Below are 15,165 nucleotides of genomic sequence, written 5' to 3'. Positions count from 1 at the left end.
CAGGAGGTTGAACCAATATGGCGCGTTTTTTCTGGGGATTGGTGTGCGGAATCCTCGCGGCGGTCGTGGTTGCCGCCGGCGGTCTCTATTTTCTGCTGAACCCGCCCGCTGCAAACAAGGGGCAGGCGAGGACCTTCGCACCTGTTTCGGCAAGCGGTGCGAATGCGAGCCTGGAAGACCATACGAAGATCTTCGCGAAAAGCTTCGAGGAGGTGATACCGGGCGTTCACCTTGCAATCGGCTATGGCCTTGCCAATGTCATCATTATCGATGCGCCGGACGGGCTGATCATGATCGATACGCTGGAAAGCATGGAGGCGGCGGAGGGCCTCCTTCCCGATATTCGCGCGTTGCGCCGCAAGACGGGCAAGGACATTTCCGACATTGTCTATACGCACAACCATGCCGACCACGTCTTCGGCGCCGGCGTCTTTACCGCTGACCAGGAGGCGCCTGTCCGCATTTGGGCACACGAAGACACCGAGGCCCGCGTGCACGAAGTGGTCAATGTTCTGCGGCCGATCATCTACGAGCGCTCCATGCGCCAGTTCGGCACCTTCCTTTCAGACGAGGAACTTGAGAACGCCGGAATAGGACCCTTCCTGGTTGCCAGCGAGGCCACAAGGATCGACTTCGAGGCCACGACAAATCCGATCAGCGAGAATGAGGTCAGTCTTCGGATTGCCGGCGAGAACGTCATCATCAAGGAGGCGATCGGCGAAACACCCGATCAGTTGATGATTTACCTGCCGGATCGCAAACTGCTTTTACCGGCTGACAATTACTACCATGCGTTTCCCAATCTCTATGCCATACGCGGAACGCCCTACAGGGATGTGCTCGAGTGGTCGAAGAGCATCGACCGCATGATCGAACTGGATGCGGAGGTGATGATCCCGCAACACTCGCGTCCCGTCATCGGCGACGACGAAATCCGGAAACGTCTGACCGACTATCGCGACGCCATCCAGTTCGTGCATGACCAGACGATCCGCCGCATCAATAAGGGCATGACACCGGACGAGATCGTGGCGGATCTGAAACTGCCGCCGCATCTGGCGAACGCCCCGCATCTGCAGCCGTTTTACGGCCGTGTCGACTGGGCCACGCGCGCCGTGTTTTCAGGCTATCTCGGCTGGTTCTCCGGCGATCCGAAAGACCTTCTTCCGCTTGCCGACGGACGCGAAGCGGAGCTGATCGTCGAACTTGCTGGTGGGGTCGACAACGTGAAGAAGCAGATAGAATTGGCGATGGAGCGCGGGGAACCGGAATGGGCGCTTGTGCTTGCCTCCCACCTGCAGAACACGGGAGACACGGAAGCCGCCGACATGCGCGCTGAGGCACTGACAGCGCTCGGGGAACGGGAGATATCGGCAACGGGACGCAATTACTTCCTGACCTCAGCCGCGGAGGCGCGCGGCTTCGAGATCCCGCATATCAAGACCTGGATGACTCCTCAGGAAAACCTCACGGGCTTTCCGGTCAGACCGTATCTCGAATTTCTGCAGGTCTCGCTGAAAGCGGAAGAGACGCTCGACATTGAAATTGCCTATTGTTTCGCGTTCAGCGAGCCCGAGGAAGACTATACCGTCCGCATCAGGCGCGGTGTTGCCCTGCTGACCGAGGGTCTGGACGGAGACTGTGCCGGCACGGTTTCCATGCCCGGGGCCACATTCAAGGCGCTCGGCGCCAAACACACCAATCCTGCGGCTGCGCTTGCTTCAGGCGACATGGTGGTCGACGGCGGCCTGAACGGCTTTATCGCGTTTATGGACTACTTTGAAACGCCTTAAACGGAGACGGAATGACGGGCGGTGCCTTTTTGCAGATAGCGGTCGAATTCGGCCGCGATCGTGCGGACATAGGGCCGCCCGCTTTCGGTGATCTGAAAGGTTCCGCCGCTCCTGACGAACAGCCCGTTGTCATCCGCGTTGGCAAGCGCTTCCGCCTCCTCGATTACAGTGACGGCGAGTTGGCCGAAGCGTTCCACTAGTTCGGCGGATGAGAACCGGAAATCGCACATCAGCCGCTCAATGAGCCAGCCGCGCATGTGATCGTCGTCCGACAATTCAAGACCGCGGACGGTCGCGAGCCCGCCCTCGGTGTCGACACGCCGCTGGTAGTCGTGCGTCGAAGGAGTATTTTGCACATAACCCTGCGGCATTCGGCCAATTGACGATGCACCCATGCCAATGAGCGCATCGGCATTGTCCGTCGTATAGCCCTGGAAGTTCCGGTTCAGGTCGCCGTTCCTGTCGGCGCGGCTCAATTTGTCGTGCTGAAGGGCAAAGTGATCCATGCCGATACGGTGGTATCCGTTGGCGGTAAGCAACTCGGCAGCATGGTTTGCCTGTTTGAAACGCTCAGCGACGCCGGGCAGGGCCGCCTCGTCGATCATCTTCTGATGTTTCTTGATCCACGGCACGTGTGCGTAACCGAACAGGGCGATGCGGTCGGGTTCAAGCGATATGATCTTGGCGACGGTATCCTCGATCGTTTCGAGGGTTTGATACGGCAGGCCGTAAAGCATGTCGAGATTGACCGAGCCGACGCCACGTTTTCGCATGGCTTCAACAACTTCTCGGGTCTGATCGAAGGTTTGCGGCCGGTTTATGGATTGCTGGACCTTCGGATCGAAATCCTGAACGCCGAGGCTGGCGCGGGTGACCCCAAAGGCCGCCATTGCATCGTATTTTTCCTCATCGAGATCGTTCGGATCCATTTCGATGCTGATTTCGGCGTCATCAGCGAGATTGAAATGCTCTCTTATTGTCTTTCCGAGTGTCGCAAAATCAGCAGGTGACAGCATCGTAGGCGAACCGCCGCCAAGATGAAGGGCGGTGACCGTCGAATCATGTCCCGCGAGCGCGCCCACCGTTGCGATTTCTCTGTAAAGCGATTCGAGATAACGCTCGATCGGCTTATATTGCTGTGTTTGTTTGGTCGTGCAGCCGCAGAACCAGCAAAGGCGGTCGCAAAAGGGGATATGAAAATAGAGCGACAGGGCACTGCCCGCGGGAAGCGACTGCAGCCAATTGCGGTATTGGTCGGCTTCTATTCCCTGATGAAAATGCGGTGCGGTCGGATAACTCGTATAGCGCGGTGTTGGTTTTTCGAGCTTTTCAGCCAGAATTGTCTGCATTTCTGCGGCTCCGATAAAGGCGCACCCGGCAATTTGGAAAAACCGGCGTGATGCCCTGAACAAGACGTACCGGTCCGTGTAACGCATGCGTTTTGATGTGGAATTGATCCTGGTCAATGGCGAGGCGATTTGCAGCGACCGGAGCCCGCGCGGGTAGAAGGGCAAATCTCTCAACGATTTGAAGGATTTCCACCTTTTTTGGTGATACAGTACTTTTGGCCTAAGACAATAGGTCGCATTCCGGCAAGAAGTGTATAAGTTAAAGGCATAACCGGCAGGCAAATAAACCGGAACCAATATGACCGAAAACCGCAGGGATATTCACAATTCTGAGATGCCCGCATTGTGCCAGGCTTGCGAAGCCCGGCACCATGGGCTTTGCGGTTCCCTGACGCCGAGTGAACTCAAGAGCCTCAATGCCATCGCAAGCCGCAAGGAGGTCAAGCCGGGCACCGCCCTGGTGGCCGACAGTGAGCCGGTGACTCACTATTCAAATATCCTGTCAGGCGTGGTCAAACTGACAAAAATCCTTGCTGACGGACGTCAGCAGATTGTCGGGCTTCAGTTTGCTCCGGATTTTCTCGGCCGGCCATTCAAGGCGTCCAGCGATACTAATGCCGAATCGGCAACGACGGTGCGGCTCTGTACCTTTCCGCGCAATGCTGTCGAGCGCATGATCGAGGGCAGTTCATCGCTGGAACACAGGCTCTTGCAGCAGACGCTCAACGAGCTCGATGAAGCACGAGGCTGGATGGTCACACTCGGCCGCAAGACAGCAGCCGAAAAAGTGGCAAGCTTCCTCTACCTGATTGCAACCCACATCGATCCGACGACCGATGAATCCGATGGCATTACTTTCGATCTGCCGTTGACCCGGGCCGATATCGCCGACTTTTTAGGCCTGACGATCGAAACCGTCAGCCGTCAGATGACAAAATTGCGCAAAGACGGTGTCATCGAGATTGTGAATAACAGGCATGTGACTGTACCGGATCTCGAACGGCTTGCTCACCGGGCAAGTGTCTGATGCAGGTGCCTTACTGAACTATCCCGTTACCAGTCCGTGTTGGCCATCAGTGGCGGCCTGCCGCAGCAGGCGTACGAGATGCTCGTGTTCGAAAGCGATGTGGCGGCGCATGGCTTCAAAGAAACCGCGCAGCATATAGCCCATTGCCTCGGGGTTTCGCGGCGCTTTTCCGGTTCCAAGCTCGTGCAGGGCATCGGCCAGTTCTTCTGCAAAACACTCGTCCTCACAGTGCTCGTATTTCAGCCGCGTGATGGTTGATTCGATGGCCGGGCTCGTTCCCAGACGCTCGACCGCCAGAGGATACAGGATATCCTCTTCAAACTGGTGTATATTGCGGATGAGCGGAAGCAGATTGCTGCCGAGTTTGCTGCAAGTCTCCCGGTTGATCTGGCCGGGAATGGAATCGGCGATCTGCTCGAGCATGTCGCATAAGGTCAGTTGAGTGAGGTGGGCTTTTTCAAGCGCGATTAGCGGGTCGCCATCCGGAGAACTAAAAAACCTTGCGGATTCATTTATTAAATCCAGGGCCGCCGGCTGATGCATTACACCCTCCCAGATATTGCTATCGCCTCATGCGTCTGGCGGAATTCTTTATAGGTCGCTATCAATAAACAGGTATCCAGCATAGCAAATAGAAGTGCGTCAAATGGTCAAGTGACGCATTGATCGAGATCAATGAATATACATGCACATTTTGGAATAAGACGAGCAAGGTTGACGGGGCGCTGCGTCCTGCCGACAGAATTCTGCTGCCTAGTTGGGGGTAATCAATGAAATTTGGTGTCGAAACCGTTGCGGTCGGGATCGGAGCCTTTTTGGCTCTTCTCGGTGCAGCTTTTGCACGGGACAGTCTATTCGAAGCCCATATGTGGGTGTTGTTTTTCGTTTTGCTGGTCTCGGTCGTGTTTTTGCTTCGCAATGCATCATTCAAAACGGCGAGTGCCGCTGCGACGCAGCCCGATTCCTCCGGCTATTTTGACGAAGTCGTCAAATACGGGGCCATCGCCACGTTGTTCTGGGGCATAGTCGGCTTTCTGGTCGGCGTGGTTGCGGCAGCGCAGCTGGCGTTTCCGGATCTCAATATCGAGCCCTGGTTCAATTTCGGCCGCGTTCGGCCGTTGCACACATCGGCGGTGATTTTCGCTTTCGGCGGCAACGCGCTGCTGGCGACATCCTTCTATGTCGTCCAGCGCACGACCCGCGCACGGCTGTGGGGCGGCAATGCTGCCTGGTTCGTCTTCTGGGGCTACCAGCTTTTCATCGTCATGGCGGCAACCGGCTATCTCCTGGGAATCACCCAGAGCCGTGAATACGCCGAGCCGGAATGGTATGTCGATCTGTGGCTCACCGTTGTCTGGGTGGTCTATCTTCTGGTTTTCCTGGGCACCCTGATCAAGCGCAAAGAGCCGCATATCTATGTGGCGAACTGGTTCTATCTCGCTTTCATTGTGACGATTGCGATGCTGCATGTCGTCAACAACCTTGCCGTGCCGGTCAGTTTCCTGGGGGCAAAGAGCTATTCGGCCTTTGCAGGCGTACAGGATGCTCTCACACAGTGGTGGTACGGCCATAACGCCGTCGGCTTCTTCCTGACGGCGGGCTTCCTTGGAATGATGTACTACTTCATTCCCAAGCAGGTCGGACGCCCGGTCTATTCTTATCGGCTCTCCATCATCCACTTCTGGTCGCTGATCTTCCTTTATATCTGGGCCGGTCCGCACCACCTGCACTATACCGCACTGCCCGACTGGGCGCAGACGCTGGGCATGGTGTTCTCGATCATGCTGTGGATGCCCAGTTGGGGCGGCATGATCAACGGCCTGATGACGCTTTCGGGCGCATGGGACAAGATCCGAACCGATCCGATTGTGCGCATGATGGTCATCTCCGTGGCGTTCTACGGCATGTCCACCTTCGAGGGGCCGGTGATGTCCATCAAGGCGGTCAACAGCCTCAGCCACTACACAGACTGGACCATCGGACACGTCCACTCCGGCGCCCTCGGCTGGGTCGGCATGATCTCCTTCGGAGCCATCTACTATCTCGTGCCGAAACTGTGGCACCGTCAGCGGCTCTATTCACTGCGGCTCGTCAACTGGCACTTCTGGCTGGCCACGCTCGGCATCGTTGTCTATGCCGCCGTGATGTGGGTTGCCGGTATCCAGCAGGGCCTGATGTGGCGTGAATATGACGATCAGGGCTTCCTGGTCTTCTCCTTCGCCGAAACGGTCGCCGCAATGAAACCCTATTACATTCTGCGTACGATCGGCGGCCTGATGTATCTCGCCGGTGGTCTCGTAATGGGCTTCAACATTGTCATGACAATCCTCGGACGCGAACGGGAGGAGGCACCCATACCGGGCGCTGAACCCGCGATGCAGCCGGCCGAATAGGAGACAGAACAATGGCAATGATCGATAGGCATCAAATCCTTGAAAAGAACGCGACCTTGCTTCTGGTGTGCTCCCTGCTGGTTGTCAGCATCGGCGGCATCGTCGAAATCGCGCCTCTTTTCTACCTGGAAAACACGATCGAAAAGGTCAAGGGCATGCGGCCCTACTCGCCGCTGGAGCTCGCCGGCCGCAACATCTATATCCGTGAAGGGTGTTACACCTGTCACAGCCAGATGATCCGGCCATTCCGGGATGAGGTGGAACGCTACGGGCCATACTCACTGGCGGCGGAGTCGATGTACGACCATCCGTTCCAGTGGGGTTCGAAACGAACCGGGCCCGACCTGGCGCGTGTCGGTGCACGCTATTCGAACGAGTGGCATGTCCAGCACCTCATCGAGCCGCGCTCGGTGGTGCCGGAATCCGTCATGCCCAGCTATGCGTTCCTGCTGGATCGCCCGCTGGAATTCGACAATATCGGCCTCGACCTGAAGGCAAACGCCGCCGTTGGCGTTCCCTACGACGAGGCGATGATCGAAAACGCCAAGGCCGACCTCATGGCCCAGGCTGATCCCGATGCCGATACCTCGGGTGTTGAAGAGCGATATCCCAAAGCCGTGCTCGGCGACTTTGACGGCGATCCGTCGAAGCTATCCGAAATGGACGCTCTGGTCGCCTATCTGCAGATGCTCGGAACGCTGGTCGACTTTTCCAGCTACGATCCGACATCGGCTTATCGATAGGGGAGTTGGTCATGGATTATCAGACCCTGCGAACGTTTGCAGACAGCTGGGGTCTGCTCTTCATGGTGATCGTCTTCGTGGCGGTGGTGGTCTACACGTTTCGGCCCGGCAGCAAGAAGGAAGCCGACAAGATCGCCCAGATACCGCTGAAGGACGATGATGATCCGAACGGGGATGACAAGGAATAAGAAATGTCTGAAAAGCAAATTGACGAAATCAGCGGTGTAGAGACCACCGGGCACGAGTGGGACGGCATCAAGGAACTCAATACGCCGATGCCGCGCTGGTGGGTGATTACATTCTATCTCACCATCATCTGGGCCGTTGGTTACATGATCGCTTATCCCGCGATACCGCTGATCAACACCGCGACAACAGGTTTGCTCGGCTATTCCAGCCGGGCGGAAGTCGCCAACGAAATGGCGGCAGCCGAAGCCGAGCAGTCGCAATATGTTGACCGCATTGCGGAGATGCCCGTCGAGGAAATCTCGAGCCATCCGGACCTGCTTCAGTTTGCCGTTGCCGGCGGGTCGGCTGCCTTCAAGGTCAACTGCGTGCAGTGTCACGGTTCGGGAGCGCAGGGCGCGCCCGGCTATCCGAACCTCAATGACGACAGCTGGCTGTGGGGCGGTGACATCAACGCCATCTATCAGACAATTGCCCACGGTGTTCGGTTTGATGGTGACGACGACACGCGCTTCTCGGATATGCCAGCCTTCAGCGATCTTCTGGAACCGGAGGAAATCCGTCAGGTTGCGGCCTATGTCTACGGTCTGACGGGTGATCCGTCCGATCCGGCCCTGGTCGAACCCGGTGCGGTTATATACGAGGAAAACTGTGCGTCCTGCCATGGTGACGATGCCAAGGGCGATATCGAATTCGGCGCGCCGAACCTTGCCGATGCTATTTGGTTCTACGGCGATACCGAAAACGAGATCGCTGCACAGATCGCCAATCCGAAGCACGGTGTCATGCCTGCTTGGGCCCAGCGTCTGGGTGATCCAGTGATCAAGCAGCTCGCCGTCTTCGTCCACTCTCTTGGCGGCGGCCAGTAGGCCCAGTAAATTGTGGCTGCGGCGATTTATCTCGCCTGCGGAAATGTCCGAAAACAGGGATTTCCTGCAGGTAAATCGCCGCGCTGCTTCGTTCGGTCGCATGAGGGCCGGATCAATAAAGCGGTGGTTTGTTGTAGGCCGGGACCGGTCTTCCATACGGCACACAGAATGCCGGTAACGACAGGCCAGGGCAGCGTGTCAACCAACCGCAACCAAAGATGAAAACCATGACGGATACCACCTCTCAGAAAACTGATGTCGAGCAATTTGACGCCCAGGCGGTGAACGCGGCCTGGGCACGCAAACCGCTCTATGAAGCGCGCAAGAAGATCTTTCCCAAGCGCGCGAGCGGTCAGTTCCGCCGGTTCAAGTGGCTGATCATGCTGGTGACGCTGGGCATCTATTACCTGACGCCGTGGCTGCGCTGGGACCGTGGGCCGTTCGCCCCCGATCAGGCTGTTCTGGTGGATCTGGCAAACAGGCGTTTCTATTTCTTCTGGATCGAAATCTGGCCGCAGGAGTTCTTTTACGTTGCCGGGCTTCTCGTCATGGCAGGCTTCGGGCTGTTTCTTGTTACTTCGGCGGTGGGGCGCGCGTGGTGCGGCTACACATGTCCGCAGACCGTTTGGGTGGATCTGTTCCTGGTGGTGGAACGCGCCATCGAGGGCGAGCGCAACCAGCGCATGAAGCTGGATGCGGCGCCGTGGTCGCTGGACAAGATCGCAAAGCGTGTTTCCAAACATGTAATCTGGCTGCTGATCGCTGTCGCGACAGGCGGTGCCTGGATCTTCTATTTTGCCGATGCGCCGACGCTTCTTGTCAATGCGGTGACCGGAAAGGCGGCATCCGTTGCCTACGGGACCGTCGCCGTGCTTACCGCCACGACCTATGTCTTCGGCGGGCTGATGCGTGAACAGGTCTGCACCTATATGTGCCCGTGGCCGCGCATTCAGGCGGCGATGCTCGACGAACAATCGCTCGTGGTCACCTATAATGACTGGCGCGGCGAGCCGCGCTCGCGCCATGCCAAGAAGGCCAAGGCAGAAGGCAAGGTCGTCGGCGATTGCGTCGATTGCAATGCCTGTGTCGTTGTCTGCCCGATGGGGATCGACATCCGTGACGGCCAACAGCTCGAATGCATCACCTGTGCGCTGTGTATTGATGCCTGTGACGGCGTCATGGACAAGCTGGGACGCCCGCGCGGGCTGATTTCCTATGCAACGCTGGATGAATATTCGGGCAATATGGCCCTGGCGACAGCAGGCGGGACAACCGGCATTAACCCGGACCTCGTGCGCAACATGGACGGCTCGTTCAGCGACAAGGTCCGTCACTTCGACTGGCGCATTATTTTTCGCTTCCGCACCATGCTTTATTTCACCATCTGGGCCCTGGTCGGTATCGGGCTTCTGGTGGCGCTGGGTGCGCGCGACCGGCTGGAAGTCAATGTTCTGCGTGACCGCAATCCACAGTATGTGACGCTTTCCGACGGCTCGATCCGCAACGGGTATACGGTCAAGTTGCTCAACATGATCCCTGAGCCGCGTGTCATATTCCTGTCCATGGAAGGGCTGCCCGGTGCGACCATGTCGATTACCGGGATCGATCAGCCGGAAGGGCGCTCCTTCGCTATTCCCGTCGATCCTGATAAGCTGCGTACCATAAAGGTCTATATCCGCCAGCCGCTTGAAAATGTCGAACCGGGAAAGGCGCAATTCCGGCTGATCGCGGCGGACAAAGGAAGTAACGAGTCGGATGTCTACATAGCGACATTCGACGCTCCGGAGAAGAAGTGATGCGTGTACTTCGCCCATTCCTGAGCGGTCCGTTTACCGGCTGGCACATGCTGGGTGTCATGGTACTGTTTTTCGGAACCGTGATCGCCGTCAATATGACCATGGCCTATTTTGCAGGGTCGAGCTGGAGCGGGCTGATCGTCAAAAACACCTATGTGGCCAGCCAGAAATTCGACGATGAGGTCATCGAGACCGAAAGGATGAAGGCCAAGGGCTGGGCATCACAACTGGATGTCGGCGGCGATGCGGTTGTCTATTCCCTCAAAAATGCGCTTGGCAAACCCATTGTGGCCGACGAGGTCCTGGCTGCATTCAACCGCCCGGTTGGTGAGGATCAGGACAGGGTCTTGAGCCTTGAGGCGCGGGCCGATGGAAGCTACGCATCAGCTCACGACCTCGCCGCCGGACAATGGCTGGTTAAGGTCACGGCAACGCGCGGCGGCGAACTGGTCTATCGCGACGTGCAGCGCATAATTATCGGGACGGCCGGGAGTGAGTGATGAGCTGCTGCGCGCCTGGAACCGAATCCGCTATTGAACTGGATAAAGCCCGGCATGCCGGGCCGTCTGGCGAAGAGCTCATGCTTGCCAGTACAGACCTTGGCAACGGTCTTCGGCAGACGGATCTGAGTTTGCCGGGCGTTCACTGCGGCGGCTGCATCAACACCGTTGAAAAGGGGCTCGGTGCCCTCGCATTCGTCCGCAAGGCCCGGGTCAACCTGTCGACCAAGCGCGTCAGCATCGTCTGGTCGGATGAAGGCGAGCCGGCTGATATCATCGCAACGCTTCACAAGCTCGGATATGAGGCGCATCTGTTTGACTATGCCGGCGAGAAAGAGGACAAAACCCTTTCCGTCATGCTGCGCTCGCTCGCGGTTGCCGGGTTTGCCGCCGCCAATATCATGCTGCTTTCGGTGTCGGTCTGGTCCGGGGCGGAAGCTGCGACACGGGACCTTTTCCACTGGATCTCGGCAATGATCGCAATACCGGCGCTCGCCTATTCGGGCCGGATATTCTTCCACTCGGCCTTTAATGCCCTCAGGCACGGCCGGCTGAACATGGATGTGCCGATATCGCTGGCGGTGATCCTTGCGTTCGCCATGAGCCTCTATGAGACCATGAACTCCGGTGAGCACGCCTATTTCGACGCCTCCGTGACGCTACTGTTCTTCCTGCTCATAGGCCGCACGCTCGATCATGTCATGCGCGAGAAGGCGCGCTCGGCCGTCAAGGGGCTTGCCCGGCTGTCGCCGCGTGGGGCTATGACGCTCAAGCCGGACGGATCACGCGAGTTTCTTGCCGTCGACGATATCAGAACCGGCATGACGATCCTGCTTGCCGCCGGCGACCGGATACCTGTCGATGCACGGGTCACCGGCGGCACGAGCGATCTCGACTGCTCCCTGGTCAATGGCGAGAGCGCACCGCAGACCGTTTCGGAAGGCAGCGTCATAAGGGCCGGAACGCTGAACCTGACAGGGCCTTTGACAATCGAAGCGCTGGCACCTGCCAGTCAGTCGTTCCTGGCAGAGATGATGCAGCTTATGGAGCGTGCGGAAAGCGGCAAGGCCGGTTACCGTCGCATTGCCGACAGGGCGGCCGAGCTTTATGCGCCCTTTGTGCATCTGGTGGCACTGTTTTCGTTCATCGGATGGATGATCGTATCGGGCGACTGGCATCATTCGCTCTATATCGCCATTGCCGTTCTGATCATTACCTGTCCTTGTGCGCTGGCGCTGGCGGTTCCGGTCGTGCAGGTGGTTGCCGCGGGCCGGTTGTTTGAAAACGGGATTATGGTCAAAGACGGCGCCGCCATGGAACGGCTGGCCGAGACCGATGCGGTTGTTTTCGACAAGACCGGTACACTGACGCTTGGCCATCCACGCCTCATCAATGCGGACGAAATCAGGCCGGACGACCTCAAGATCGCGGCACAGCTTGGCGCCCATTCACGTCACCCGCTGTCGCGTGCGCTGGCAGGTGCCGTGAGCGGCGCAGCGAACGGCGAGGACCCATTTGATGCATTCAAGGAGTATCCGGGCGCGGGACTCGAGGCTGCGCGCGACGGTGTGACCTACAGGCTGGGCCGCGCAGATTGGGCGCTGAAAAATGCCAGCCAAACCCTTGGGCCGGATGCAAATACGGACAAGGGTCAGGCGGTGCTGAGCGCCGATGGATGTTTTCGTGCGGCTTTTGTATTTGAGGATCGTTTGCGAAGCGAGGCCGCGGCCACGGTTGCGGCGCTGAAAAACAGCGGCTATCCGATCGAAATCATCTCGGGCGACCGGGCGGGTGTGGTCCGCCGCCTGGCGGAAACGCTCGGAATTTCATCTTTCAGGAGCGGCGTGTTGCCGGGCGAAAAGGCCAAATATGTGACCGGTCTGGGTGCCGGAGGCAAAAAGGTGCTGATGGTTGGCGATGGTCTCAACGATGCGCCGGCGCTTGTAAGTGCCCATGTATCGATGGCGCCTGCAACCGCTGCGGATGTTGGCCGCAATGCGGCTGACTTCGTCTTCCTGCATGAAAGCCTGTCTGCCGTAACGAGCGCCATTTCCATCTCCAAAAAGGCCGGCCAGCTTATCCGCCAGAATTTCGGGCTGGCGATTGTCTACAACATGATTGCTATTCCCTCCGCGATCCTCGGATATGCAACGCCGCTTGTTGCCGCGCTCGCCATGTCGTCCTCGTCGCTCGTTGTTGTCCTGAACGCGTTGCGGCTGCGGATAGGGGCCCGAAAGGACGCAGCGCAAATCCGCAGCGTCGAGGAAGCGCCTGCTACGCCGGACTATGACATCAGGACAGTGGAGCAGGGGCGTTGAACACGCTGGTCTACCTGATACCGGTTGCTCTGTTTCTCGGCGCGCTCGGGCTTGTCGCGTTTCTCTGGTCGATCCGCAGCGGCCAGTATGACGATCTGGACGGCGCGGCGCACCGCATCCTCGATGACAGTGACGAACCGCTGCCCGACGAACCGGCTACGCACAAAGTGCGCAGGTCAGGGGATGATCGGCCTCCTGGAGCCCCTCTACCACATTGAAGTGATGGCGGTCCGGTTCCTCGACGGCAACCGTTGCGGCCCCGAGCCCTTTCCATATGCTCGCAAGCAGGGCGTTCTGGCGCACGAATTCGGCGCGTTCGGCTCCCCCGACCCAGCAAATCAACCGCGTGTCACCTACCGGTTCGAGCAGGGCGGGGCTTTCGGTCAGTGCCTCCATGCGGTCGATATTCAGCGTGTCGTTCATTTCGGTCCGCATGATCGGACGCAGATCATGGACGCCGCTTATCGATATCGTACGTCCAATGCGTTCAACGATATCAGTTGTGAGCGGGGTATTGCGGCACACCATGCGGGTGACCAGGTGGCCGCCTGCGGAGTGTCCGGTAAGCCGGATGGAGCCGCCGACCATGGCCGCCGCCGTGGTCACGGCCTGAGCAACCTCTTCGGTTATGCCGGAAATCCGGATATCGGGGCAAAGCGTGTAGGAGGGTACCGCGACGCTATATCCATGGTCCAATGGTCCGTTTGCCATATGCGACCAGGAGGATTTGTCGAAAGCCTTCCAGAACCCGCCATGGACATAGACGACGAGGCCTCTAGGTTCGCCTTCCGGGTGGAAGAGGTCAAACGCGTTGCGTTCGCCGGGTCCGTATTCGAGATCAAGTTCGGCGCGGCCGTCGGCGCTCATTTCGTGGCGAAACTGTTTTGCCTGCGCTGCCCATTTTGCCGGATAGTCGGCGCCGCCGGGGATGTGTATCCCGTTTGCGTAGGCATCGTCCCAGTCGGTTATCTGATGCATCAACATAAGCTGTTCCACCTCCCACTCTGTGGGGCACTGTGTCCTGAAATGTTCGGGAGGTGCAAGCCCCGCGGGCACAGGTCCGGCGTTTGTCAGCCGGATTCCTGCGTTTTCCGGCTGTTAACCGCGCGTGCCATGACACACAGGATCTCAAATGCGATCGAAATTCCAACCCAGGCCGTGGCGCCCGATGGATCAAAAGGCGGTGAAACCTCCACAACATCCGCGCCGATGATGTTGACGCCATCGAGAAGCCGCACGCAGCGCTGTGCCGTCAAAGTATCCGGTCCACCGATTTCGGGCGTTCCGGTGCCGGGCGCAAAGGCCGGATCGATGAAGTCGATATCGAAGCTGATATAGGTTTCTTTCTTGCCGACGATCCCGCGCGCCTCCTCCATGACGTCAGCAACGCCGCGATCCATCAGTTCCTCGATGCGGATGAAGCGTACGCCCTGTTCTTCACCCCATTCAATATCTTCGAAATCATAGGCCGTGCCGCGAATACCGATTTGAACGGTACGTTTCGGATCGAGCAGGCCGGCTTCGATGGCACGGCGGAACGGGGTGCCGTGCGTGAGTTTAAAATCGCCGAAATAGCTGTCCATCAGGTCCGTATGGGCGTCGAAATGGATCATGCCGACCGGGTTGCCGGTGCCGACAAGACCCTTGAGCACCGGATAGGACAGGAAATGGTCGCCGCCCAGCGACAATGGCGTGATGCGGTTGGCATGCAGTTTTTCATAAAACGCGACAACGCGGTCGAACGTATCGTCAAGGCTTACCGGATTGGGGCCGACATCGCCCAGGTCGGCGCAGTTCGTCAGCTCAAACGGGTTGACGCGGCTGACAGGGTGACAGGCGCGGATCATGGTTGACAGGTCACGCAGTTGACGCGGGCCGTGGCGGGCGCCCGGGCGATTTGTCGTTCCGCCATCCCACGGAATTCCGGTCAGGCCGATATCGACATCGCCGATACGGCTGTCATCCAGCCCCACATGCGGCAGGCGCATAAAAGTCGGGACCCCGGCGAAGCGGGGAAGGTCGAAGCCCGATACGGGCTGGAAAAACGGATCTGACATTGTTTGACCTTGATGTTCGGGTTTGACCTTGATGTTCGGGCGATTGATCGCGGCTACAATGATTTAAATCGGGGGCCGTGTCAGCACCGGATTTTCCTTCGATGCACCTGCCGCTGCAACACAGTGTTTGCCTG

General features: G+C 58.3%; 13 protein-coding genes and 1 pseudogene. 10 read left to right on the top strand and 4 right to left on the bottom strand.

Going from position 1 to position 15,165, the window contains the following annotated elements; all coding sequences use genetic code 11:
• Window positions 1–17 precede the first annotated feature (17 nt).
• Entirely contained in the window at window positions 18–1,793 is a 1,776-nt protein-coding gene (locus tag ABVT35_RS15575; RefSeq protein ID WP_368467503.1) for an alkyl sulfatase dimerization domain-containing protein, read from the top strand.
• Here ABVT35_RS15575 and hemN read toward each other — a convergent pair.
• Window positions 1,790–3,142 (bottom strand): oxygen-independent coproporphyrinogen III oxidase, encoded by a 1,353-nt coding sequence (gene hemN / locus ABVT35_RS15570; protein ID WP_368467502.1) that lies wholly within the window; start codon window positions 3,140–3,142, stop codon window positions 1,790–1,792. The genes ABVT35_RS15575 and hemN overlap by 4 nt on opposite strands.
• 298 nt (window positions 3,143–3,440) lie before the next feature.
• On the opposite strand from hemN, the gene ABVT35_RS15565 reads away from it, so the two are divergent.
• Window positions 3,441–4,169, top strand: a complete 729-nt coding sequence (locus tag ABVT35_RS15565; RefSeq protein WP_368467501.1) for a Crp/Fnr family transcriptional regulator — start codon at window positions 3,441–3,443, stop codon at window positions 4,167–4,169.
• A gap of 18 nt (window positions 4,170–4,187) precedes the next feature.
• Here ABVT35_RS15565 and ABVT35_RS15560 read toward each other — a convergent pair whose 3' ends face one another.
• Window positions 4,188–4,712: a hemerythrin domain-containing protein gene (locus ABVT35_RS15560; protein ID WP_368467500.1), complete on the bottom strand. Its 525-nt coding sequence runs from the start codon at window positions 4,710–4,712 to the stop codon at window positions 4,188–4,190.
• Window positions 4,713–4,939: 227 nt separating this feature from the next.
• On the opposite strand from ABVT35_RS15560, the gene ccoN reads away from it, so the two are divergent.
• The 8 genes and pseudogenes from ccoN to ccoS all read left to right on the top strand — a co-directional run.
• A complete protein-coding gene (gene ccoN, locus ABVT35_RS15555; protein ID WP_368467499.1) occupies window positions 4,940–6,562 on the top strand; it encodes a cytochrome-c oxidase, cbb3-type subunit I in 1,623 nt (540 codons plus the stop codon).
• A gap of 11 nt (window positions 6,563–6,573) precedes the next feature.
• Entirely contained in the window at window positions 6,574–7,305 is a 732-nt protein-coding gene (ccoO, locus tag ABVT35_RS15550; RefSeq protein ID WP_368467498.1) for a cytochrome-c oxidase, cbb3-type subunit II, read from the top strand.
• Between the two features lie 11 nt (window positions 7,306–7,316).
• Window positions 7,317–7,493 (top strand): cbb3-type cytochrome c oxidase subunit 3, encoded by a 177-nt coding sequence (locus ABVT35_RS15545; RefSeq protein ID WP_368467497.1) that lies wholly within the window; start codon window positions 7,317–7,319, stop codon window positions 7,491–7,493.
• Between the two features lie 3 nt (window positions 7,494–7,496).
• Entirely contained in the window at window positions 7,497–8,360 is an 864-nt protein-coding gene (ccoP, locus tag ABVT35_RS15540) for a cytochrome-c oxidase, cbb3-type subunit III (protein ID WP_368467496.1), read from the top strand.
• 227 nt (window positions 8,361–8,587) lie between these two features.
• Window positions 8,588–10,156: a cytochrome c oxidase accessory protein CcoG gene (ccoG, locus tag ABVT35_RS15535; RefSeq protein ID WP_368467495.1), complete on the top strand. Its 1,569-nt coding sequence runs from the start codon at window positions 8,588–8,590 to the stop codon at window positions 10,154–10,156.
• The gene (locus tag ABVT35_RS15530; protein WP_368467494.1) at window positions 10,156–10,656 is read left to right on the top strand and encodes a FixH family protein; all 501 of its coding nucleotides are present in this window, start codon (window positions 10,156–10,158) and stop codon (window positions 10,654–10,656) included. The genes ccoG and ABVT35_RS15530 overlap by 1 nt, the downstream gene beginning before the upstream one ends.
• Entirely contained in the window at window positions 10,656–12,974 is a 2,319-nt protein-coding gene (locus ABVT35_RS15525; RefSeq protein ID WP_368467493.1) for a cation-translocating P-type ATPase, read from the top strand. Before ABVT35_RS15530 ends, ABVT35_RS15525 begins: the two co-directional genes overlap by 1 nt.
• Window positions 12,971–13,108 (top strand): annotated as a pseudogene (ccoS, locus tag ABVT35_RS15520) (cbb3-type cytochrome oxidase assembly protein CcoS); the annotation flags it as partial. The gene ABVT35_RS15525 and the pseudogene ccoS, both read left to right, overlap by 4 nt.
• A gap of 22 nt (window positions 13,109–13,130) precedes the next feature.
• On the opposite strand, the gene ABVT35_RS15515 reads toward ccoS, so the two are convergent.
• The gene (locus tag ABVT35_RS15515) at window positions 13,131–13,958 is read right to left on the bottom strand and encodes an alpha/beta hydrolase (RefSeq protein WP_368467492.1); all 828 of its coding nucleotides are present in this window, start codon (window positions 13,956–13,958) and stop codon (window positions 13,131–13,133) included.
• A gap of 86 nt (window positions 13,959–14,044) precedes the next feature.
• Window positions 14,045–15,031, bottom strand: coding sequence for an agmatinase (speB, locus tag ABVT35_RS15510; RefSeq protein WP_368467491.1), 987 nt, complete (start codon window positions 15,029–15,031; stop codon window positions 14,045–14,047).
• Window positions 15,032–15,165 lie beyond the last annotated feature (134 nt).

The sequence above is a fragment of the Hoeflea sp. TYP-13 genome (assembly GCF_040932035.1).
Classification (GTDB): domain Bacteria; phylum Pseudomonadota; class Alphaproteobacteria; order Rhizobiales; family Rhizobiaceae; genus Hoeflea_A.
This window is presented reverse-complemented; position numbering and strand designations above follow the sequence as displayed.